The sequence below is a fragment of the Nocardia sp. NPDC050435 genome, from assembly GCF_040655395.1.
Classification (GTDB): domain Bacteria; phylum Actinomycetota; class Actinomycetes; order Mycobacteriales; family Mycobacteriaceae; genus Nocardia.
In genome coordinates this window covers 175993-196494 of record NZ_JBFAJW010000014.1, presented here as the reverse complement: position 1 = coordinate 196494, position 20502 = coordinate 175993, and the positions used below count along the sequence as shown (strand labels likewise).

The 20502-nt window shown below is 70.2% G+C and carries 15 protein-coding genes and 2 pseudogenes; 7 read left to right on the top strand and 10 right to left on the bottom strand.

From position 1 onward, the window contains the following. Positions 1-69: 69 nt before the first annotated feature. From AB0I43_RS35565 to AB0I43_RS35540, 6 genes are all read right to left on the bottom strand, one after another. On the bottom strand, positions 70-609 hold the full coding sequence (locus AB0I43_RS35565) for a TerD family protein (RefSeq protein ID WP_356976078.1): 540 nt from the start codon (positions 607-609) through the stop codon (positions 70-72). 182 nt (positions 610-791) lie between these two features. Continuing rightward, a complete protein-coding gene (locus tag AB0I43_RS35560; protein ID WP_356976077.1) occupies positions 792-4577 on the bottom strand; it encodes a multifunctional oxoglutarate decarboxylase/oxoglutarate dehydrogenase thiamine pyrophosphate-binding subunit/dihydrolipoyllysine-residue succinyltransferase subunit in 3786 nt (1261 codons plus the stop codon). Between the two features lie 300 nt (positions 4578-4877). Further along, entirely contained in the window at positions 4878-5660 is a 783-nt protein-coding gene (locus tag AB0I43_RS35555) for an ABC transporter permease (protein WP_356976075.1), read from the bottom strand. Then, the gene (locus tag AB0I43_RS35550) at positions 5657-6679 is read right to left on the bottom strand and encodes an ATP-binding cassette domain-containing protein (protein WP_356976073.1); all 1023 of its coding nucleotides are present in this window, start codon (positions 6677-6679) and stop codon (positions 5657-5659) included. Before AB0I43_RS35550 ends, AB0I43_RS35555 begins: the two co-directional genes overlap by 4 nt. Continuing rightward, the gene (locus tag AB0I43_RS35545) at positions 6676-7401 is read right to left on the bottom strand and encodes a hypothetical protein (RefSeq protein ID WP_356976072.1); all 726 of its coding nucleotides are present in this window, start codon (positions 7399-7401) and stop codon (positions 6676-6678) included. Before AB0I43_RS35545 ends, AB0I43_RS35550 begins: the two co-directional genes overlap by 4 nt. Before the next feature lie 144 nt (positions 7402-7545). Then, positions 7546-8568, bottom strand: coding sequence for a glutathione S-transferase C-terminal domain-containing protein (locus AB0I43_RS35540; protein WP_357433436.1), 1023 nt, complete (start codon positions 8566-8568; stop codon positions 7546-7548). A 38-nt stretch (positions 8569-8606) separates the two neighbouring features. Between AB0I43_RS35540 and AB0I43_RS35535 the strand changes: the two genes are divergently transcribed. Together AB0I43_RS35535 and AB0I43_RS35530 are read left to right on the top strand one after the other, a co-directional pair. Next, on the top strand, positions 8607-9401 hold the full coding sequence (locus AB0I43_RS35535; protein WP_356976068.1) for an enoyl-CoA hydratase/isomerase family protein: 795 nt from the start codon (positions 8607-8609) through the stop codon (positions 9399-9401). A gap of 77 nt (positions 9402-9478) precedes the next feature. After that, positions 9479-10684, top strand: coding sequence for a long-chain fatty acid--CoA ligase (locus AB0I43_RS35530; protein WP_356976067.1), 1206 nt, complete (start codon positions 9479-9481; stop codon positions 10682-10684). Between the two features lies 1 nt (position 10685). On the opposite strand, the gene AB0I43_RS35525 is transcribed toward AB0I43_RS35530, so the two are convergent. After that, positions 10686-11429 carry a tyrosine-protein phosphatase gene (locus tag AB0I43_RS35525; protein ID WP_356976065.1) on the bottom strand — a complete coding sequence of 248 codons (744 nt, stop codon included), beginning with the start codon at positions 11427-11429 and terminating at the stop codon, positions 10686-10688. Between the two features lie 393 nt (positions 11430-11822). Here AB0I43_RS35525 and AB0I43_RS35520 point away from each other — a divergent pair, with 393 nt between their 5' ends. Both AB0I43_RS35520 and AB0I43_RS35515 read left to right on the top strand, forming a co-directional pair. Further along, positions 11823-12281: a TetR family transcriptional regulator gene (locus tag AB0I43_RS35520; protein ID WP_356976063.1), complete on the top strand. Its 459-nt coding sequence runs from the start codon at positions 11823-11825 to the stop codon at positions 12279-12281. Positions 12282-12352: 71 nt separating this feature from the next. Then, complete coding sequence (locus tag AB0I43_RS35515) at positions 12353-13531, top strand: amino acid deaminase/aldolase (RefSeq protein WP_356976061.1); 1179 nt, start codon at positions 12353-12355, stop codon at positions 13529-13531. Positions 13532-13588: 57 nt separating this feature from the next. On the opposite strand, the pseudogene AB0I43_RS35510 reads toward AB0I43_RS35515, so the two are convergent. Beyond that, positions 13589-14131, bottom strand: a pseudogene (locus AB0I43_RS35510) (AraC family transcriptional regulator); the annotation flags it as partial. 270 nt (positions 14132-14401) lie between these two features. Here AB0I43_RS35510 and AB0I43_RS35505 point away from each other — a divergent pair. Continuing rightward, positions 14402-15031 (top strand): annotated as a pseudogene (locus tag AB0I43_RS35505) (ABC transporter ATP-binding protein); the annotation flags it as partial. An 86-nt stretch (positions 15032-15117) separates the two neighbouring features. Continuing rightward, positions 15118-16722 carry a hypothetical protein gene (locus AB0I43_RS35500; protein WP_356976059.1) on the top strand — a complete coding sequence of 535 codons (1605 nt, stop codon included), beginning with the start codon at positions 15118-15120 and terminating at the stop codon, positions 16720-16722. Between the two features lie 51 nt (positions 16723-16773). Here AB0I43_RS35500 and AB0I43_RS35495 read toward each other — a convergent pair whose 3' ends face one another. Together AB0I43_RS35495 and AB0I43_RS35490 are read right to left on the bottom strand one after the other, a co-directional pair. After that, entirely contained in the window at positions 16774-17397 is a 624-nt protein-coding gene (locus AB0I43_RS35495; RefSeq protein ID WP_356976058.1) for a phosphoribosyltransferase family protein, read from the bottom strand. 263 nt (positions 17398-17660) lie between these two features. After that, entirely contained in the window at positions 17661-18515 is an 855-nt protein-coding gene (locus AB0I43_RS35490) for a carbon-nitrogen hydrolase family protein (protein WP_356976057.1), read from the bottom strand. 62 nt (positions 18516-18577) lie between these two features. On the opposite strand from AB0I43_RS35490, the gene AB0I43_RS35485 reads away from it, so the two are divergent. Continuing rightward, entirely contained in the window at positions 18578-20383 is a 1806-nt protein-coding gene (locus AB0I43_RS35485) for a DEAD/DEAH box helicase (RefSeq protein ID WP_356976056.1), read from the top strand. Positions 20384-20502: the final 119 nt, after the last annotated feature.

Genomic DNA, 20502 nt, shown 5'->3' with positions numbered 1-20502 from the left:
GGGCGAATGCCCCCAATTCGTCTGCCCCCTGGATTCCCGGATCGCCGGGAAGCACGCGAAAAGCAGTGCTCAGACCAGGAATTGGGTGAGCTGTGGCACGGCCTCCACCGGATGCTTGGCGTTCAGGTTCACATTGATCTCCTGATACACCCAGCCCTGGATGGTGCGGATCAGTTTGCCGAGCACGAAACCCGTCGCCCCGTGCCCGCCGTCGAGCTCGTAGCGCGCGAACTCCAGATCGGCGATGCCGTCCACCAGGCGGCAGAACGCGTTGTCGATCTGCCCGAACGGCTGCCCCGTGTAGGAGGTGACGATGAAGAAGATCGACGACACCTCCTCGGTGAGCCGGGTCAGGTCGACGGTGATCACCTCGAGATCGCCCTCGCCCTCGCCCGTAGTGTTGTCGCCGAGCAGCCGGACCGACCCGTCCTGGGACATCAGCTGCTCGTGGTAGACCACGTCGGCGATGGTGTTCCCCGCGAACATCATGGCCGCCGCGTTCAGATCGATATCGGGCCGGCCGCCGTCCAGCCATCGTCCACGTGCCGGATCCCACCCCAGGGCCATGGTGACGAATGCGAGTCCTTGGTCGGCTTCCGCTGTGAACACTGGAGGTACCTCTTCCTGAAATACGGCGCAACCGTGCTCACGCCGTCTCTTCACCCTAGGTGCTATCCAGATTCGGCACCGCGAAACAGCCTTCCGCACCTGCGCAAACAGGAACGCCGGGTGCGATCCCGCCCCAGTTCAAGAGCGAATCCGCACCCGGCGCACCGGATTTCAGCTAACGGCTAGCTGGTGGGCTCGAACGCCTCGGCGATGATCTCCGCCTGCTCGACCGCGTGCACCTTCGACGAACCCGAGGACGGGGCCGACATGGCGCGGCGCGAGATCCGGCGCAGCTTGCCCAGGCGATCCGGCAGGATCTCCGGCAGGTTCAAGCCGAAGAACGGCCACGCGCCCTGGTTCGCCGGCTCCTCCTGGACCCAGACGATGTCGGTCGCGTTCGGGTAGCCGTCGAGCGCCTCGTTGAGCCGGAACTTCGGCAGCGGGTAGAGCTGCTCGATCCGCACGATGGCGACGTCCTCGCGCTTCTGCTTGGCCTTCTCCGCGGCCAGCTCGTAGTAGAGCTTGCCGGAGGTCATCAGCACCCGCTTGACCTTGCTGCGGTCGCCCACGCCCTGCTCGTAGGTCGGCTCGTCGAACACCGAGTGGAACTTCGACTCGGTGAAGTCCTTCAGATCCGAGACCACGGCCTTGTTGCGCAGCATCGACTTCGGGGTGAAGACGATCAGCGGGCGGCGGATGCCGTCCAGCGAATGCCGGCGCAGCAGATGGAAGTAGTTCGCCGGGGTGGACGGCACGGAGACCGTCATCGAGCCCTCGGCGCACAGCTGCAGGAAACGCTCGATGCGGCCGGAGGTGTGGTCCGGGCCCTGGCCCTCGTGACCGTGCGGCAGCAGCAGCACGACATCGGAGAGCTGGCCCCACTTGGCCTCACCGGAGGAGATGAACTCGTCGATGATGGTCTGCGCGCCGTTGACGAAGTCACCGAACTGCGCCTCCCACAGCACGAGTGCGTCCGGGTTGCCCAGCGAGTAGCCGTATTCGAAGCCGACGGCCGCGTACTCCGAGAGCATCGAATCGTGCACCGCGAACCAGCCGGGGCTCTCGCTGCCGATGTTGTGCAGGGGGGTGTACTCGGCGCCGGTCTTGCGGTCGATGATGACCGCGTGCCGCTGGGTGAAGGTGCCGCGACGGGAATCCTGACCCGTCAGGCGGACCGCGGTGCCCTCGTCGATCAGCGTGCCGAAGGCCATCAGCTCGGCGAAGGCCCAGTCGACCTTGCCCTCATAGGCCATCTCGCGGCGCTTGTCGAGCACCGGCTTGACGCGCGGATGCACGTTGAAGCCGTCGGGGACGTTGAGGAAGGCGTCGCCGATGCGCTGCAGCACCGACTTGTCGACCGCCGTCTGCACGGTGGTCGGCACCTGCTGCTCGTCCTCGACCGACTCCGAGGGCTCCGGCGGGTACTTCTCCAGTTCGCGGACCTCGTTGAACACGCGCTCCAGCTGGCCCTGGTAGTCGCGCAGCGCGTCCTCGGCCTCCTTCATGGAGATGTCGCCACGGCCGATCAGCGATTCGGTGTAGGCCTTGCGGACCGAGCGCTTGGTGTCGATGACGTCGTACATGTACGGCTGGGTCATCGACGGGTCGTCGCCCTCGTTGTGGCCGCGACGGCGGTAGCAGATCATGTCGATGACGACGTCCTTGCGGAACTTCTGCCGGAAGTCGACCGCGAGGCGGGCCACCCAGTCGCAGGCTTCCGGATCGTCACCGTTGACATGGAAGATCGGCGAACCGATGAACTTCGCGATGTCGGTGGAGTATTCGGTGGAGCGGCTGTTCTCCGGCGCGGTGGTGAAGCCGATCTGGTTGTTCACCACGATGTGGATGGTGCCGCCGACCCGGTAACCACGCAGCTCGGACAGGTTCAGCGTCTCCGCGACCACACCCTGACCCGCGAACGCGGCGTCACCGTGCAGCATCAGCGGCACGACGGAGAAGCCCTCCGGGCCGTCGCCCTTGTCCAGCAGGTCCTGCTTGGCGCGGGCCAGACCCTCGAGCACCGGGTCGACCGCCTCCAGGTGCGACGGGTTGGCCGTCAGCGAGACCTCGATCTCGTTGTCGCCGAACATCTGCAGGTAGGTGCCCCGCGCGCCGAGGTGGTACTTCACGTCGCCGGAGCCGTGCGTGGCCGCCGGGTTCATGTTGCCCTCGAACTCGGTGAAGATCCGCGAGTAGGGCTTGCCGACGATGTTGGCCAGCACGTTCAACCGGCCGCGGTGCGGCATGCCGATGATGACCTCGTCGAGGCTGTACTCGGCGCACTGGTCGATCACGGCGTCCATCATCGGGATGACGGTCTCCGCGCCCTCCAGCGAGAAGCGCTTCTGGCCGACGTACTTGGTCTGCAGGAAGGTCTCGAAGGCCTCCGCCGCGTTCAGCCGGTTCAGGATGTACTTCTGCTGGGCGACAGTCGCTTTGACGTGCTTCTGCTCGACCCGCTCCTGGATCCACTGACGCTGCTCGGGATCGAGGATGTGGGTGTACTCGACGCCGATGTGGCGGCAGTAGGCATCGCGCAGGATGGACAGCACGTCGCGCAGCTTCATGCGCTCCTGGCCGTGGAAGCCCGCGACGTTGAACTCGCGGTCCAGATCCCACAGGGTCAGGCCGTGCTGGGTGACATCGAGGTCCGGGTGGCTGCGGAACTTGTCCTTGACCAGGCGCAGCGGATCGGTGTCGGCCATCAGGTGACCGCGGTCGCGGTAGGACTGGATCAGCTCCATGACCCGCGAGCTCTTGTCGACGCCGCGCTCGCGGATGTCCTTGCGCCAGCGCACCGGCTCGTAGGGCACGCCCAGGCCGTGGAAGATCTCGTCGTAGAAATCGTCGGAGATCAGCAGGGTGTGGATGGTGCGCAGGAAATCACCGGACTCCGCGCCCTGGATGATGCGGTGGTCGTAGGTGGAGGTCAGCGTCATCAGCTTGCCCACGCCGATGTCGGCGATGCGCTCGTCGCTCATGCCCTGGAACTCGGCCGGGTACTCCATCGCGCCCGCGCCGACGATGGCGCCCTGGCCCGGCATGAGGCGGGGCACCGAGTGCACGGTGCCGATGGTGCCGGGGTTGGTGAGCGAGATGGTGACGCCGCTGAAATCGTCGGCGGTGAGCTTGCCCTCGCGAGCGCGGCGCACGACGTCCTCGTAGGCGCCGTGGAACTGACCGAAGGTCATGTCCTCGGTGTTCTTGATGGCCGCGACGACGAGCGAACGGCTGCCGTCCTTGCCCGCGAGGTCGATGGCCAGGCCGAGGTTGGTGTGCGCGGGGGTGACGGCGTTGGGTTTGCCGTCGATCTCGGCGAAGTGCCGGTTCATGTTCGGGAACTTCTTGACCGCCTGCACGATGGCGTAGCCGAGCAGGTGGGTGAACGAGATCTTGCCGCCGCGGGTCCGGGCCAGATGGTTGTTGATGACGAGGCGATTGTCGATCATCAGCTTGGCCGGGATGGCACGCACGCTGGTGGCGGTGGGGATGCTCAGCGAGGCGTTCATGTTCTTGGCGACGGCGGCGGCGGCGCCGCGCAGCACCTTGGCCTCGTCCTTGGCTTCGGCCACCGGCGCGCCCGAGGTGGGGGCGGCGTTGGAGGCCGGGGCCGGGGTGGTCTGCGGTTGGCGCGCGGCCGGAGCCGCGGCGGCCTTGGGCTGCGCGGCCGGCTTCGGCTCGGCGGGCTTCGACTGGGCGGGCTTCGGGGCGGCAGCGGCGGGCTGGGCCGCCTGGGGCTTGGTCGGCGCGGCAGCGGGAGCCTGCTTCGGCGCCGGAGCCGGGGTGGCCTCCTGCGCGGCGGGCTGGCCGTCGGCGGTCGCTTCGGGCGTGTAGTCGGCGAGGAACTCGTGCCAACTCTCGTCGACCGAAGATGGATCCTGTTTGTACTTCTGATACATCTCGTCGACTAGCCACTGGTTCTGGCCGAACTGGGAAGTTGAGCTGCTCACAGCAGGTGTTCGCCTCATTTCGTTCTTCGCGCTGCGACGTTTGTGACGTGCCCGGCACGGGGATCGGCTGGTGTGCTCCGATGTGCCCTATTCGAGGATATGCCCAGCGGCAAATCGGCGATGCTACCCACCACCGGACAGACCCAAACTCGACGGTCGAACTCGTCTGATACCGACTTTATGCCTCTCCGTTATCGGACTGCCGCCCAGCGCCACCTTTACTCGCCGGTTACCTTCACGACCTGCGGCGGGATGCGGGATATTTGCCACATCTTGATAAAGCTGGCGCGGGCGCGGGCGCCGCGGTGAGGCGCGGAGTCAGAACTCGCGGGTGCGCGCCAGCCACCAGCCCGCGCCGAGCACGGCGCCGGTCCAGAGCAGCAGCACGATCATCGCGGCGGGGGTGGGGGCCAGGAAATCGCTGTCCGGGAACGATCCCGCCATGACCGAACCGATCGTGGCCGAACCCGGCAGCAGGCTGACGAAGCCCGCCATGCCGAGCGCGCCGGTGACCAGCCAGACCAGCGGCTCGGCCAGCAGCAGCCAGGCCAGCACGATCACGATGGCCGCCGTCGACTGCCGTAGGATCACCGCCAGCCCGGCGCCGATCAGCGCCCAGCACACCGTGGCCAGTAGGCCCCCGCCCAGCACAGTGAGCAATTGCAGCCCGAACTCGGTCTTGCCGCGGCCCAGGCCGAACAGCGCGGCCAGGGCGACCAGCTCCACCACCGCCGCGGCCGCCAGCGCGCAGGCCCCGACGACCAGCACCTTCGCGGCCAGCAGGCGGTCGCGATCCAGCGTGAACAGCGCCGTCACCGGCATCGTGCGATAGCGGTACTCCGCGCCGGTCGCGTAGGCCCCGAACACCGCCGCGCCGAGAATCGCCGCCGCGATCCCCAGGTACAGCCCCACCGACGCGCCGCCGGTGACCGGATTCGCCTTCGGATTCGCGGGCCCGGCCATGAGCGCGGTGACCGCGCTCGCGACCAGCGCCACGGCGGGCAGCAGCACCGCCAGCACCAGGTTCGGCCGCAACGTGGCGACCTTGCGCACCTCGGAGTTGAGCGGCGGGACGAGTTCGGGGGGCAGAACGGTGATCATCGCGGAATCCCGGGCGGCTGATGCGGCGCCGGCAGGCCGCCGGGCGGCGGCGCCGGCACACGGCTGGGCGGAGGCACGTACATGGTCGACGACGGGGGCCGGGCCGGCCTGGTGGTCAGGGAGGCGAGCACCCGATCCGGATGGATCAGATCGGCGGTGATGCCGTCGATGCGAACCTTGGCCGTCTGCGCCGCCTCGCGGATCTGCGCCTCGGTGGCGTCGGCCACCGCGAGTTTGCCGTCGGGGCGCATCACCGCGTCGACCAGCCCGCGTGCGGCCAGCGCGGTGGCCAGCGCGACCGGGGTCGAGGCCGCCACCACCAAGCGATCCGGGTGACTGCGCCGCAGCTTCGCGGGCGTGCCCTGATAGACGAGCGCGCCCTCGTGCAGCACGGTGACCGTGTCGGCCATCGAGACCACGGCCGCGAGACTGCGGCTGGACAGCAGCGCGGTGCCGCCGCGTTTGGCGTGCCGCTTCAGGAAATCCTGCAGCCAGCCGCGCTCGGCCGGATCCAGGCCCTCCAGCGGGTCGTCGAGGATCAGCAGCGGCGGATCGGCGAGCAGGGCCGTCGCCAGCGCCAGCCGGGTCTGCTGCCCGGCGGCGAGCAGGCCGGCCTTGGTGCGGGCGAAATCGCCGAGGCCGACCTGGTCCAGCACCTCGGCGGCGCGGTCGTCGGAGACGCCGGCGGCGGCCGCGTACACCCGCAGGTGATCCGCGGCCGAGCGGCCCGGGTGCAACCCGCGCGGCACCAGCACGCCGCCGACCGGCGACCCGCCGCCGAGGCCGGCGGCCAGGCCGGGACGGCCGACCGAGGCGGTGCCGGCGGTCGGCGACAGCAGGCCGAGCAGGATCCGCAGGATCGTGGACTTGCCCGCACCCGGCGGGCCGACCAGCGCCGCGGTGGTCCCGGCGGCGACGGTGAAGCTGACGTTCTCGACCGCGGCCCGCTCGCCGACGGTGCCCGGGTGGAAATTCTTGCTCAGGCCGCGGACGGCGAAAGCGGGTGCGGCCGATGTCATTCCGGCTTGGCGGTGGTCTTGCTCGCGTCCAGCGCCGTGAGCGGGTCGGCCTCGACGATCAGGTGCCGGTCCGGCGGCCAGGTGGCCGGGGCCGCGCCGAACGCCTGGTGCGCGTTCTTGATCGTGGTCTTGCCCAGCGTCCGGTTGCCGATACCGCCGATGGCCGCGCCGATGCCCATGGGCAGGATCTTGCCCGCCATCAGCGCCATGCGCTTGGTCAGGAAGCGGATGATGAACCGCTTCATCAGCGAGTCGTTCATGGCGGACAGGCCCGGGATCTTGTTGGCCAGCAGCGTGCCCCAGTTCTTGGCCGAGTGCCCGACCGTGCGCTCGACGATGTCCATGCCCTCGCCGCCGAGCACGACCGCCAGCACCAGCGCGCGGCGCTGCTCCTTGGCCTGCGGCGCGACGCCGTGCACCGCGGCGATGGCCAGCGCGTACAGCGCCGAGGCCTCCAGGAAGAACGCCGTCTCCGCGGTGATGGTCGCGAACGAGGCGACGGTGCCGACACCGGGCACGGCCGCGGTCGCGCCGGCCGCCGTGCCGCTGCCGGTGACCGCCAGCAGGTACTGGCGCTCCAGGCGCGCGATGACCTGGGCCGGCGTCTCGTCGGGATGGGCGCGGCGGATCCGGTCGACGTATTTGGCTACCGCGGGCGCCTGCAGCTTGGACCCGTTTTCGAGTAGGGACACCACGGTCTTCTCGAACGCGCCATGCTTCATGGCAACACCCCTTAGTCATCGGCCAGGCGAGCTATCCGCTGGCAGAACTCTATGGCACCGGCGCCGCGCCGGCCCAACACGGCAACGAACCGCACCTCGGTGGCGGTTCCCCGTGCCGGGTGGATATACCCGTCCGGGCGCGGCTTATCGCCGGGTGATCTCCGGCACGCGCTCGGCCGCGACCGGCGGCGGTGGCGGAGCGCCGACGCCGAACGGCGTGCCGCCCAGCGCTTCCCGGCCGTGCGGAGTCCACCAGTTCGACAGGTCAGGGCCTTTCGGCACGACCCGGGTCGGATTGATGTCGGTGTGCACCACGTAGTAGTGCTCCTTGATCTGCCCGAAATCGATGGTGTCGCCGAAGCCCGGCGTCTGGAACAGGTCGCGGGCGTAGGCCCACAGCACCGGCATCTCGGTGAGTTTGCTCCGGTTGGTCTTGAAATGGCCGTGGTAGACCGGATCGAAGCGGACCAGCGTGGTGAACAGGCGCACGTCGGCCTCGGTGATCGTGTCGCCGACCAGGAAGCGCTGGCGGGCAAGCCGATCCGAGAGCCAGTCCAGGCGCGCGAAGAGTCGGTCGTAGGCCGCCTCGTAGGCGTCCTGGCTGCCGGCGAAGCCGCAGCGGTAGACGCCGTTGTTGACGTCCTTGAACACCGCCAGGTTGACCTCGTCGATCTCGGCGCGCAGATCCTCCGGATACAGCCGCGGCGCGCCCGCGCGGTGGTACTCGGCCCATTCGGTGGAGAAATCCAGGGTCATCTGCGCGTAGTCGTTGGTGACGACCTGCCCGGTCGGCACGTCCACCACCGCGGGCACCGTGATGCCGCGCGGATAGTCCGGGAACCGGGCCAGGTAGGCGTCGCGCAGGCGGGGGATGCCCAGCACCGGGTCCACCCCGCCCGGGTCCAGATCGAAGGTCCAGCTCAGCTTGTCGTGGGTGGGCCCGCAGAGGCCGAGGGAGAGCACGTCTTCCAGGCCGAGCAGGCGGCGCACGATGAGCGTGCGGTTGGCCCACGGGCAGGCCCGCGCGGCCACCAGGCGGTAGCGGCCGGGCTGCACCGGGTAGCCGTCGCGGCCGTCCGCGGTGATGCGGGTGGTGATGTAGTTGGTATCCCGTTTGAACTCGCCGGGCTCTACGTAGGAACCGTTTCCGGGCGCTGTCTCGGTCACCCGGCCAGTCTGGCAGACGCAGGCTCTAGTCTGGCCGAATGAGTGATTCGAAAGCCACCCGGCTGGAGCGCGAAACCACCGACAACGGTGCCGAGATCGCCGTGCTCACGCTGGCCAATCTGCCGCTGAACCTGTTCGACCAGGCGATGCTGGACGCGCTGATCGCCGACCTGGCCGAGCTCACGGCGCGCCCGCCGCGCGCGCTGCTGGTGCGCGCCGACGGCAAGCTGGTCTCCGGTGGCGTGGACGTGCACGTCTTCGACGGCCTGAGCGTCGAGCAGGGCGCCGAGCTGTGGCGCACCCTGTTCGCCCAGATCATTCATCCGCTGGAGGCACTGCCCTGCCCGGTGGTGTTCGCCGCGCACGGCCTCACCCTGACCGCCGCGTTCGAGATGGCGCTGGCCTGCGACATCATCCTGGCCGCGCCGAAGGCGAAGTTCGGCCTGGTGGAGACGGTGGTCGGACTGACGCCGTCGATGGGCGGCCCGCAGCGCCTGGCCGAGCGGGCCGGGTCGGGCCGGGCCCGCGAATTCGTCATGACCGGCGATCTCTACGACGCCGCCACGATGGCCGACTGGGGCGTGGTCAACGCGGTGCACGAGGAGGTCGACACCGCGGCCAGGCAGCTCGCGCACCGGCTGGCCCAGGGCCCGACCAAGGCGCACGCGGCGACCAAGCGGATCATCGAGGCCTGGCGTTCCGGCGGTGTGGCGCACGCGGATTCGGTGACCCCCGAGGTCTCGGGCGCGCTGTTCGACACCGCTGACCTGCGCGGAGCGGTTCGCAGCTTCCTGGAGGTCGGTCCCGGCAAGGCGACATACACCGGCAGCTGAGCCCAAAGGCCCCCGCGCGTGTGATCGAAGTCATATAGTCGCAGTGCCTGCTGAACCGAGGCACCGCGGAGGACGACATGTCGCAGCAGTTGTTGATCGAATACCCACTCAAACCGCCTGCTGCGAGTGTCAACCCGCTGGCGCGCGGGGCCGACGGGGTGCTGCGCTACGGCAATCTCACCCCCGCCCTCACCGAGCTGCTGGATCTGCAGGTGCACGCCTTCTCCGGCCGGGAGGCGGTGGTCGAGATCGGCGGACCCCGGCTGACCTACCGGGAGCTGTGGCACTCGGCCTCCCGGGTGGCGGGCGGCCTGCAGGAGCACGGCATCGGCTACGGCGATCGGGTCGCCATCCAGCTGCCCGCAAGCGCGCGCTGGGTGCAGGCGTTCCTCGGCGCGCTGCTCAGTGGCGCGGTCCCGGTGCTGGTGCCCGACGGACTGTCCCCGGCCGCCGCCCAGCGTGTGATCGAGGACAGCTGCGCGGATTTCGTGCTCGGCGGCGACCTGCCGGACGGGGCCGCGTTCATCGATGACGGTGCGGCGCTGAGTGATCTGGCGCTGCTCTGCTACACCAGCGGCACCGCGCATCCCAAGGGCGTCGAGCTGACCAACGAGAACCTGCTCTCGGCCATCCGCTCGGTGGTGGGCGCGCTGGATCTGCCGACCGACGGCCTGCGCAATCTGGTGCTGCTGCCGCTGGCGCACGCCAGCGGCTGCGTCGATCAGCTGCTGCCGACCTTCGCCGTGGGCGGCACCGTGGTGCTGGTCCCGGATCCGGCCCGGCTCGCCGAAACCGTTGCGGCCGAACGGATCGACATGGTCTCGGCGACGCCGCGGATCTTCGCGCGCCTGCTGCCGGAGCTGACCCGCGGTGCGGCCGATCATCGCACCGACGGGGTGTCGCGGGTCTGCAACGCCGGTCATCGCGCCGAACGGTCCGCCGCGACGCCCGCCGATCTGGCGGACGCGTTGCGCGAGGCGTTCCCCGCCGCCCGGCAGTGGTCGGTGTGGGGCGCCACCGAGACCAGCGGGATCGGATTGGCCGTCGACGCCGAGGTGGCCGATGCCCGCACCGTGCTCGGATTTCCCTTCGGCGGCACGGAATTGGCGTTGTTCGGGCCGCGGGCCGGCAGCGGGCAGGGCGAATTACTGTGCCGCGGACCGAATGTCACCCGGCGCTATTGGCGGGATCCGAACGCGACGGCCGCCCGGTTCACCGGGACCTGGTTCCACACCGGGGATCAGGTCACCATCGATCCGGACGGCCTGGTGCGCCGGGATTAGCTCATTCGAGCATGCGCCGCCGCAGCCGGGCCCGCAGCGCGGGCGTGATGCCGATCTGGGTCAGGTAGTTGTCGAAGCCGCCGAAGCGGGTCTCGACCGAGTCCAGCGCGGCGGCCAGGTATTCCTCCCGCACGCCGAGCAGGTCGTCGGAGAGTTCTTCGCCCGCGGCCAATTTCGGTGCGAGCATGGCGCGCAGCATGGGTACGGCGCCGTTGCTGAGCAGGTAGTCGCCCAGCACGTCGGCCTCGGTCACCTGTACCGCGCGCAGCAGCGCCGCGACCGCCCAGCCGGTGCGGTCCTTGCCCGCCGCGCAGTGCACCAGGGCGGCGCCCTCGTCGCGCAGGATGGATTCGGCCAGCGCGAGGATGGCGGCGCCGGCCTCGGGCAGGGCGGGGAATTCCCGGTAGACCTCGACCATGTGGTCGAAGGCCGAGGTGGTCTGGGCGTCGTGCGGCGGCGCCTCACCCATCCGGGAGTCGAACGGGGTGACGTTCAGGCGCACCCCCTCGGGCAGGTTGTCGTGGCCCATGTGCTCGATTTCGCGCAGGCCGCGCAGGTCGTGCACGTCGCTGACGCCGAGCTGGCGCAGGCCGGCCAGGCCGTCGGCGTCCAGGCGGCTGAGTTGGGCCGAGCGCAGCAGGACGCCGGGGCGGACCTTGGCGCCGTCCACGGTGCGCAGGCCGGCGACGTCGCGGAAGTTGAAGGTGCCGGGGATGAGGAACTGATCAGCGGGCGGGGATGTCACCGACTCAGGCTAACGGCCCGGGGCGGCTGTGGCGGCACAGCGATGTGGCTTCGGTCACACGAAGGGAGGTGGCCCGGCCGCAGAACTAAAGTGTCGAATGGTGCGTTAAGCGCCCTGGATATGGGCGTTATACAGCGACCTAAATAGATACCAACCGGTCGCAACATCGTCCCATTTAGGTAACAAAACATTCTTTCGGTACGTAATTACCCATCGAACCCATTCTTGAAACCGGAAAAGCCTTTACCATTGATGGATGTTGGACCGGGCAGTCCAGGGATCACATCGCGAAGATCCGGGGCGGATAGCTCGCCAAGTGCAGCGAGTCGCGCCGACGAGGGTGCGCGAGATCTTTCGCCGAGGGAGCCGTCGTTGAGCGCACGAGGAGAAACAGTGGAGAGCCGGGTTCGCCCGACCATCTGCGAGGCCGTCGAGAAGGCGGCCGCTTCGCTCGATTTCGCGGGCGTTCGCGCCTTGCGGGTGCTGCTGCACGCGGGGGTGAGCGCCTACTGGCCACTGGTCAAGGCCGCGCCGGCCAAGCAGGTTCGCGCGTATGAGGCCACGGTGCAGACTCTGCGCGAGCGCTGGGAAGTGCACACCGACTGCGTCCCGGACCCGACCACCTCGGCGCGCTTCCAGCAGATGGACAGCGAGGTCGCGGTGTTCCTGGAACTGTGCGCCGAGCGCTCCGGCACGCAGTGGCTGGAGCCGGTCGAGTCCATCGCCTGCTACGCCGTCTCGGTGCTGCACGGCACCGTCCTGCGCTGGCTGGCCGACTGCAACGACGAAACCACCCTCGTAGTGCTCGACGACCTGGTCAGCGGCCTCACCACCCGCGCGGTCGAAGTCTGAGATCTCATTCGGGAATCAACCGTTCGATCCCGCGCGCGCGGGACTGGACGGTTGACCAGTTTGGTGGTTGCATGGATGGTGTGACTTCGCCCATTCCCGGCCTGCACGCCGCCACCGCCGAGCTCGACCCGCCGCTGGCCGCGCTGGATCTGTCCGTGCTGCGCGCCAACGCCGCCGATCTGGTGCGCCGGGCCCAGGGCGTGCCGATCCGGGTGGCCAGCAAATCCGTGCGCTGCCGCGCGATCCTCGAGGAAGTCCTCGGCGCCGGCCTGACCGCCCACGGCGGCTTCGCCGGGATCATGGGCTACTCGCTGCGCGAGGCGCTGTGGCTGGCCCGCCTGGGCGCCCGCGACATCCTGCTCGGCTACCCGACCGTCGATCGCGCCGCGCTGGCCGAACTGGCCGCCGACCCGGTCCTGCTGGAGTCGATCACCCTCATGGTCGACGACGCCGAGCAACTCGAGCTGATCCGCGCGGCCGTCGGCAGCGCCGCCGTGCACCCGCGGGTCTGCCTGGACGTGGACGCGTCGCTGCGCATCGGCCCGATCCACCTGGGTGTGCGCCGGTCGCCCGTGCGCACGCCGGAACAAGCCGCGGCCCTGGCCCGGCAGGCGCTCGAGCGCGGCTTCCGGGTGGTCGGCGTGATGACCTACGAAGCCCAGATCGCCGGTCTGCCGGACGCCAATGTGGCTGTGCGCCTGGTGAAACGAGCCTCGGCGGCGGAAATCACCAAACGCCGCGAGCGGGTGCTGGACGCGGTGCGCTCGGTGGTCGGCAAGCTGGAGATCGTGAACAGCGGCGGCACCGGCTCGATCGAGGTCAGCGTCGCCGATCCCGGCGTCACCGAGGTGACCGCCGGGTCCGGGCTCTACGTGCCGACCCTGTTCGACAACTATCGGGCCTTCACCCCGCGCCCCGCCCTGTATTTCGCGACGCCGGTGCTGCGCAAGCCGACGCCGTCGATCGCGACGGTCTTCGCCGGCGGCTACATCGCCTCCGGCCCCGCGGGCGCCTCGCGCGTGCCGAAGCCGGTGTGGCCCAGCGGTTTACGCCTGATCGGCACCGAGGGCGCCGGCGAGGTGCAGACGCCGCTGCAGTCCGCCGCCGGACTGCGCATCGGCGATCGCGTCTGGTTCCGGCACGCCAAGGCGGGCGAACTGTGCGAGCGCTTCGATCAGATCCATCTCGTCGACGGCACGCAGCGCGGCACCGTCCCGACCTATCGTGGCGAAGGACAGTGCTTCGGCTGAACCCTGATCGCGCTCGGCCGCCCACAGCATGGTGGCCGCGGCGGCCAGGATCGTGCTGGGGCCCATGCCGGTCATCTCCCGGCAGACCCGGTTGGCGTGCGCCAGATCGGTGAACCCGGCCGCGTGCGCGCCGTCGGTGAGCGAGCGCCCGTGCAGCACTGCCACCGCCCAGTGCAGCAGCCGGGTCCAGCGCACCACGGCCGGAAAGGTGCCGCCGGTCTGCGCGCGGAACAACTTGCCCAGCCGCCCCGGCGACAGGAATACGGCGGCGGCGAGATCCGGCAGGCGCACCGGCGCGGGCAGCCGGGTGATCAGCAGGCCCAGGGCATCGCGCAGCTGGGGATGGGCGGGCGCGGGAAATCCGTTGCCGCACAGGGCCGCCACGACCGTGTCGGCTCGGTCCCGCAGTGCCCGGTCGTCCCCGGCCAGTAGCCGGGGCAGTTCGGTGGCCGCCGCCACCCAGTCCGCCGGATCGCCGCCGAGCCCGTGCCGCGCGGTGATGGCGCGCCCGAGCCGGCTGCCGGGAAACAGATGGATGGACAGCACCCGGGTGCCGGGCCCGCCGCGCGCGGTGTGCTGCGCGCCGGGCGGGACCACCATCGCCCGGCAGCGTAACCAGGCACCGGAGCCGTCGCCGACCTCGAATTCGCCGCGCGTGGCGACGGTGATCTGCAGAATCGGGTGCGCGTGCGGCTCCGCGCCGACGCCGTCGAAGTCCGCGTCGAAGATCAGGCGGTCCGGTCGGACGCTCCAGTCGTGCACCTGCAACCATCCCTGCATGTACTAAGGCTAGCCTTATTTCCGCTGGACGGCCCGAACCCGACCGATCCGTACAAGCCCCCGCCGCCGCGGCCTGCCGATACTTCGGTCATGAACGTGATCGAGGCGGAATCGCTGGTCAAGAGTTACGGAAAGGTCCACGCCCTGCGGGGATTGGACCTCGCGGTGCGCGCGGGGGAGGTGCACGGGTTCCTCGGCCCGAACGGGGCGGGCAAGACCACCACCATCCGGATCCTGCTCGGGCTGCTGCGGGTGCGCGCGGGGCGGGTCACGGTCTTCGGCCGCGATCCCTACCGCGACGCGATGGACATCCACGCCCGGATCTCCTATGTGCCGGGCGATGTCAACCTGTGGCCGGCGCTGACCGGCGGCGAGGTGATCGACATCCTCACCGACCTGCGCGGCGGCGCCGACCCGGTGCGGCGGGCCGAACTGATCGAGCGGTTCGAGCTGGATCCGTCGCGCCGCTGCGGCACCTACTCCAAGGGCAACCGGCAGAAGGTCGTGCTCGTGGCGGCCTTCGCGGCCCCGGTCGACCTGTTCATCCTGGACGAGCCGACCAGCGGCCTGGATCCGCTGATGGAGCACCAGTTCACGCGGTGCGTCGCGGAGGTGCGCGAGCAGGGGCGCACGGTGCTGCTGTCCAGTCACATCCTCAGCGAGGTCGAAAAGCTGTGCGACCGTGCGACTATCGTGCGGCAGGGCAAGGCGGTGCGGACCCTGGAGTCCGGTGAGCTGCGGTCGCCGGATTCGGTGCAGCTCGAGGAGCTGTTCCTGAGTCACTACGTCGGCGGCGAGGTGGCGCGATGACGAGACCCGCCGGTGGCGGTGCGGCGGTAGCCAATCTCGCTGTCGCACTGCGGCTTTCGATCGGTACCAACTGGCGCGGGCTGGCGGCCGCCGTGCTCGGCGTCGTCGGCTGCATGTTCCTGGGCACGCTCGGCGTCGAGGCGCTCTATCCGGCCGGCGTGGAGCGCACCGCCTACGCCTCGATCGCCGGGCAGCTGACCGCGCAGGCCGCGCTGCAGGGCCCGCCGGTGGCGCTGACCACTCTCGGCGGGATCGCCGTCTACGAGCTGGGCTGGTATCTGACCCTCGCGGTCGCGCTGCTGAACATCGTGGTGGTGATCCGGAATACCCGGGCGCAGGAAGCCTTCGGGCGACTGGAACTGTTGCGGGCCGGGCGTTTCGGCGTGCACGCGAACTCGATCGGGGTGCTGGTGCTGGCCGGGGCGACCAACCTGCTGCTCGGTGCGGGGGCGGCGGGCGCGCTGGCCCTCGCCGGAGCGGGCGAGGTCGGCGCGCTCGCCTTCGGCGTCGCGATGGGTTGCACGGGAATGGTTTTCGCCGCCGTGGCGCTGGTCGCGGCGCAGCTCAGCGCGCAGCCGCGCGCGGCCTACGGCATCGCCTGCGCGGTGTTCGGCGTCGCGTATCTGTTGCGCGCCATGGGCGACGGCTCGCAGATCGCCGCCCTGCGGATCGCGTCCCCGCTGGGCTGGGCCCAGCACATGCACCCCTTCGGGGAGGTCCGCTGGTGGCCGGTCGGACTGTGCGCCGCGGGCGTGCTCGTTTTGCTCGCCGTGGCGCTGCGTCTCGAGGCGGTGCGCGATCACGGCGCGGGCCTGGCCGCCCCGCGACCGGGACCGGCCGGAGCCGGCGCGTTCACGAGAACCCCACTGGGACTGACGTTCCGGATTCATCGCGGCGCGCTCACCGGGTGGCTGGTGACACTGCTGGTACTCGGCGCGGGCTTCGGGGCGACCGGCGTGGACGTCGCGGAGATCTCCGCCGGTGCGCAGGGCATGCTGAAGCTGCTGACCGGCTTCAACCCGAACGTGATCGACGGCTTCCTGGCCATGGTGACGCTGCTGTGCGCGATGGCGACGGCGGGCGCGGCGGTCTCGACCGCGCTACGCATCCGGCAGGAGGAACTCGCCGGCCTGGCCGATCTCCTGCTCGCCGGGCGGTTGCCGCGGTGGCGCTGGGCCTGCACCCACGTCGCCACCGCGGTGCTGGCCTCGGTGGTGCTGCTGGCGAGCACCGGCGCGGTGATCGGCCTGGGATACGGCGTGCGCACCGGTGACCCGGGCCAAGCCCTGCGCGTCGCCGTGGCCGCCCTCGCACAACTGCCCGCCGTGCTGTTCCTGCTCGGCTGCGCGGTGCTGCTGATCGGGATTCGCCCCGCGCTGACCTGGCTGGTCTGGGTGGTGCTGGCGGAATCGGCCGTGCTCTCGATCCTCGGACCCTCGATGCGGCTGCCGGCACCGATCATGAATCTGTCGCTGTTCCACCATGTTCCCCACCTGCCCGGCGTCGCGGTGGACCCGGTCCCGATGACGGTGCTGAGTGTGGTCGGCGTGACCGCGACGGCACTGGGTGTAGCGGCCTTCGCCCGCCGGGATCTCGAGTGAGCGGTCCGGAGCTCGGCGGCCCGTTTCGCCGACGGTCCGAGCGTCGCTCGCCTAGTCGAGCAGGGCGCTGACCTCGTCGTCGGCGAGCTGATGGAAATCCTGGTAGGCGGTGCCTACGCCGCCGAGCGACTCGGGCACGAGGGGGCAGACCAGTTCGTCGCATTCGGCGGTGACGCGCTGCACGGCCTCGGCGGAGGAGACCGGGACCGCGACGACGAGCCGGGCCGGTGCGCGCAGCCGTGCGACTCGGCAGGCGACGACAACCGTTGCGCCGGTGGCCATTCCGTCGTCGACCAGGATCACGGTGCGGCCCGCCAGCGGCAGCGGTTCGCGCCGGCCCCGCCACTCGGCGCGCCGCCGCTCCAGCTCCGCCCGTTCGGCGCGCTCGACCGCCGCGAACTCCGCCGGAGCCAGCGTGAGGTGGGCCAGCACGTCCCGATTGAGCACCCGCGCGTCGTCCTCCCCGATCGCCCCCATCGCCAGCTCCGGCTGCCAGGGCACCCCGAGCTTGCGGACCAGCAGAATGTCGAGATCCCCGCCGATGATCTCGCGCACGCCCGCGGCCACCGGCACGCCCCCGCGCGGCAGCCCGAGCACCAGCGGGACCGACGCGCGCAGGTGTTCGAGTTCGCCGCCCAGCGCGCGACCGGCAGCCGCCCGATCGGTGTAGATCATCGAGGAAAACGCTACGCCCACCCGCCCCCGCACGCGAGGCTCAGCCGCCAGCCGCCAGCCGCCAGCCGCCAGCCGCCAGCCGCCAGCCGCCAGCCGCCAGCCGCCAGCCGTCAGCGGTCAGCGTTCAGCCGCGAGTCGCTAGAGGCCAGCCGCGAGCCGCGAGTGGCCAGTCGCAAGCCGCAAGTCGCTAGTCGCAAGCCGCCAGCGGTCAGCCGTCAGCCGTCGGCGGCAAGCGTCGCCAGGATCAGGCTCAGCCGCCGTGGTCAATCGCGGGCGGTGACCGTGAACCGGCGCAGGGCGAGGCTCGGGTTGGTGGTGCGGATGGTGCGCAGCCGGGAGAGATCCACCTCGGCGGTGAGGACGCCGGGCTCGTCGCCGAGTTCGGCGAGGACCGTGCCGGTCGGGTCGATGATCATCGAGGAGCCCGCGCCGCGCGTGCCGCACTGGTCGGCGCCCAGCACGTACACCGTGTTCTCGATGGCCCGGGCGCGCAGCAGTGTCGTCCACTGATCCACCTTGCCCGGGCCGGGGATCCACTGGGCGGGCAGCAGCAGGACGTGCGCCCCGGCGGCCGCGATCCGGCGGAAGCCCTCGGGGAAGCGCAGATCGAAGCAGGTCTGCAGGCCGAAGACGACCTCGTCGACGGTGAACAGCGGCGGTTCGGTGATCTCGCCCGCGTGCACCACGTCCGATTCCAGGTGCCCGAACGCGTCGTAGAGGTGCACCTTGCGGTAGTGGGTGACCAGCTCCCCGCCCGGGTCCAGCACGACGAGCGTGTTGCGGATCCGCCCGAAGCCCGCCTCGTCCTGTTCGACTACGCCCGCCACCAGGTGCACGCCGAACTCCCGGGCGATCGCGCCCAGCCCGGTGACGAACTTTCCGGTCAGCGGTTCGGCGACGGCGACCACCCGGTCGTCCAGCCGGGAGACAGCAAACATCGAGTACTCGGGGGCCACGACCACGCGTGCGCCACGCCCGGCGGCAGCGCCCACATGCTCGCGCAACGTGGCGAGATTGGCGGACGGATCGGTGCCCGGCGCGAACTGGACCACCGCGACCGCCACGGGGGTGTCCGCTCCGGCCGGGTCCTGATGTGCGGGCGAAGCATTGGGAGCCATAGGTCACACCGTATTGGGCCGGTGGCCTGGAGCTCTACCCGAAGGCAGTAAAGTACTGGTCAATGAGCACCAATGAGGTCGACAGCGTTCTGGATAATGTTCCTGGCGACAATGACAGGGACAACAGTGACGGCCCGACCTTCGCCGATCTCGGCATCGATGACCGCCTACTGGCGGCCATCGCCGATGTCGGCTACGAGTCGCCCTCGCCGATCCAGGCCGCGACGATCCCACCGCTACTCACCGGCGCCGATGTCGTAGGTCTCGCGCAGACCGGTACCGGCAAGACCGCGGCCTTCGCCATCCCGATCCTCATGGGCCTCGAGATCACCGGCAAATCCCCGAAGGCGCTGGTGCTCGCGCCCACCCGCGAGCTCGCGATCCAGGTCGCCGAGGCGTTCGGGCGCTACGCCTCGCACATTCCCGGGCTGAACGTGCTGCCGATCTACGGCGGCCAGGCCTACGGCGTGCAGCTCTCGGGCCTGCGCCGCGGCGCGCACGTGGTGGTCGGCACTCCCGGCCGCGTGATCGACCATCTGGAGAAGGGCACGCTCGACCTGTCCGAGCTGCAGTACCTGGTGCTCGACGAGGCCGACGAGATGCTCAAGATGGGCTTCCAGGAGGACGTCGAACGCATCCTGGCCGACACCCCGCGCTCCAAGCAGGTGGCGCTGTTCTCGGCGACCATGCCCTCGGCGATCCGCAAGATCTCCAAGCAGTACCTGAACGATCCGGTCGAGATCACCGTCAAGACCAAGACGACGACCAACACCAACATCAACCAGCGCTGGGTGCAGGTCTCGCACCAGCGCAAGCTGGACGCGCTCACCCGCATCCTCGAGGTCGAGACCTTCGAGGCGATGATCATCTTCGCGCGCACCAAGCAGGGCACCGAGGAGCTCGCCGAGAAACTGCGCGCCCGCGGGTTCTCCGCCGCGGCGATCAACGGCGACATCGCGCAGAACCAGCGCGAACGCACCATCGGGCACCTGAAGTCCGGCGCGCTGGACATCCTCGTCGCCACCGACGTGGCCGCGCGCGGCCTGGACGTGGACCGCATCTCGCACGTGGTCAACTACGACATCCCGCACGACACCGAGTCCTACGTGCACCGCATCGGCCGTACCGGCCGCGCGGGCCGCAGCGGCGAGGCGCTGCTGTTCGTGGCGCCGCGCGAGCGGCACCTGCTCAAGGCGATCGAGCGCGCCACCCGGCATCCGCTGGCCGAGATGCAGCTGCCCAGCGTGGACGACGTGAACGCGCAGCGTGTGGCCAAGTTCGGCGACGCCATCACCGAGAACCTGTCCTCGGACAACATCGCGCTGTTCCGCCGCCTCATCGAGGACTACGAGAACGAGCACAACACCCCGCTGGTCGACATCGCGGCGGCGCTCGCGGTCGGCGCGTACGACGGCAAGACCTTCCTGATGGAGCCGGAACCGGAGCCGATCGAGCGTCCGCGCCGCGATCGCGAGCCGCGCCCGGATCGGCCGCGCCGCTTCGACGACGAGCGTTCGGGCCCGAGCTTCTCCCGCACCTCCGGCGCGGAACTGGCCACCTACCGGATCAGCGTCGGCAAGCGGCACCGCGTGGTGCCGGGCGCCATCGTCGGCGCGATTGCCAACGAGGGCGGGCTGCGCCGCAGTGACTTCGGGCACATCAGCATCCGCCCGGATCACAGCCTGGTGGAACTGCCCGCCAACCTGCCCGCCGAGACGCTGGAGGCGTTGCGCCGCACCAGGATCAGCGGTCAGCTGATCCAGCTGACGCTCGACGACGGCGGCCCGCAGCATCGCCAGTTCAGCCGTGGCCCGCGCCCTGACCGGGCGCCGGGCAAGCGGACCGAACGGCGCAAACCGCGTTCCTGAGCCCGCCGGCGGGCGGGTGGGGTGCGCTGGTCACCTGACCCGCAGGGCGGCAGGGGACGCTGCGCGTCACGGGATCGGACCGACTGGCTAAGGTGTTGCCCGTCCGGTCGGGGCCCGCC

Excerpts from the sequence above, each read along its gene's own strand:
- AB0I43_RS35530 (WP_356976067.1), top strand. The coding sequence starts at position 9,479 with ATGTCGCAGCAGTTGTTGATCGAATACCCACTCAAACCGCCTGCTGCG.
- AB0I43_RS35550 (WP_356976073.1), bottom strand. The coding sequence starts at position 6,679 with ATGACATCGGCCGCACCCGCTTTCGCCGTCCGCGGCCTGAGCAAGAAT.
- AB0I43_RS35555 (WP_356976075.1), bottom strand. The coding sequence starts at position 5,660 with ATGATCACCGTTCTGCCCCCCGAACTCGTCCCGCCGCTCAACTCCGAG.
- AB0I43_RS35515 (WP_356976061.1), top strand. The coding sequence starts at position 12,353 with ATGGATGGTGTGACTTCGCCCATTCCCGGCCTGCACGCCGCCACCGCC.
- AB0I43_RS35485 (WP_356976056.1), top strand. The coding sequence starts at position 18,578 with ATGAGCACCAATGAGGTCGACAGCGTTCTGGATAATGTTCCTGGCGAC.
- AB0I43_RS35560 (WP_356976077.1), bottom strand. The coding sequence starts at position 4,577 with ATGAGGCGAACACCTGCTGTGAGCAGCTCAACTTCCCAGTTCGGCCAG.
- AB0I43_RS35545 (WP_356976072.1), bottom strand. The coding sequence starts at position 7,401 with ATGAAGCATGGCGCGTTCGAGAAGACCGTGGTGTCCCTACTCGAAAAC.
- AB0I43_RS35535 (WP_356976068.1), top strand. The coding sequence starts at position 8,607 with ATGAGTGATTCGAAAGCCACCCGGCTGGAGCGCGAAACCACCGACAAC.
- AB0I43_RS35500 (WP_356976059.1), top strand. The coding sequence starts at position 15,118 with ATGACGAGACCCGCCGGTGGCGGTGCGGCGGTAGCCAATCTCGCTGTC.
- AB0I43_RS35490 (WP_356976057.1), bottom strand. The coding sequence starts at position 18,515 with ATGGCTCCCAATGCTTCGCCCGCACATCAGGACCCGGCCGGAGCGGAC.
- AB0I43_RS35495 (WP_356976058.1), bottom strand. The coding sequence starts at position 17,397 with ATGATCTACACCGATCGGGCGGCTGCCGGTCGCGCGCTGGGCGGCGAA.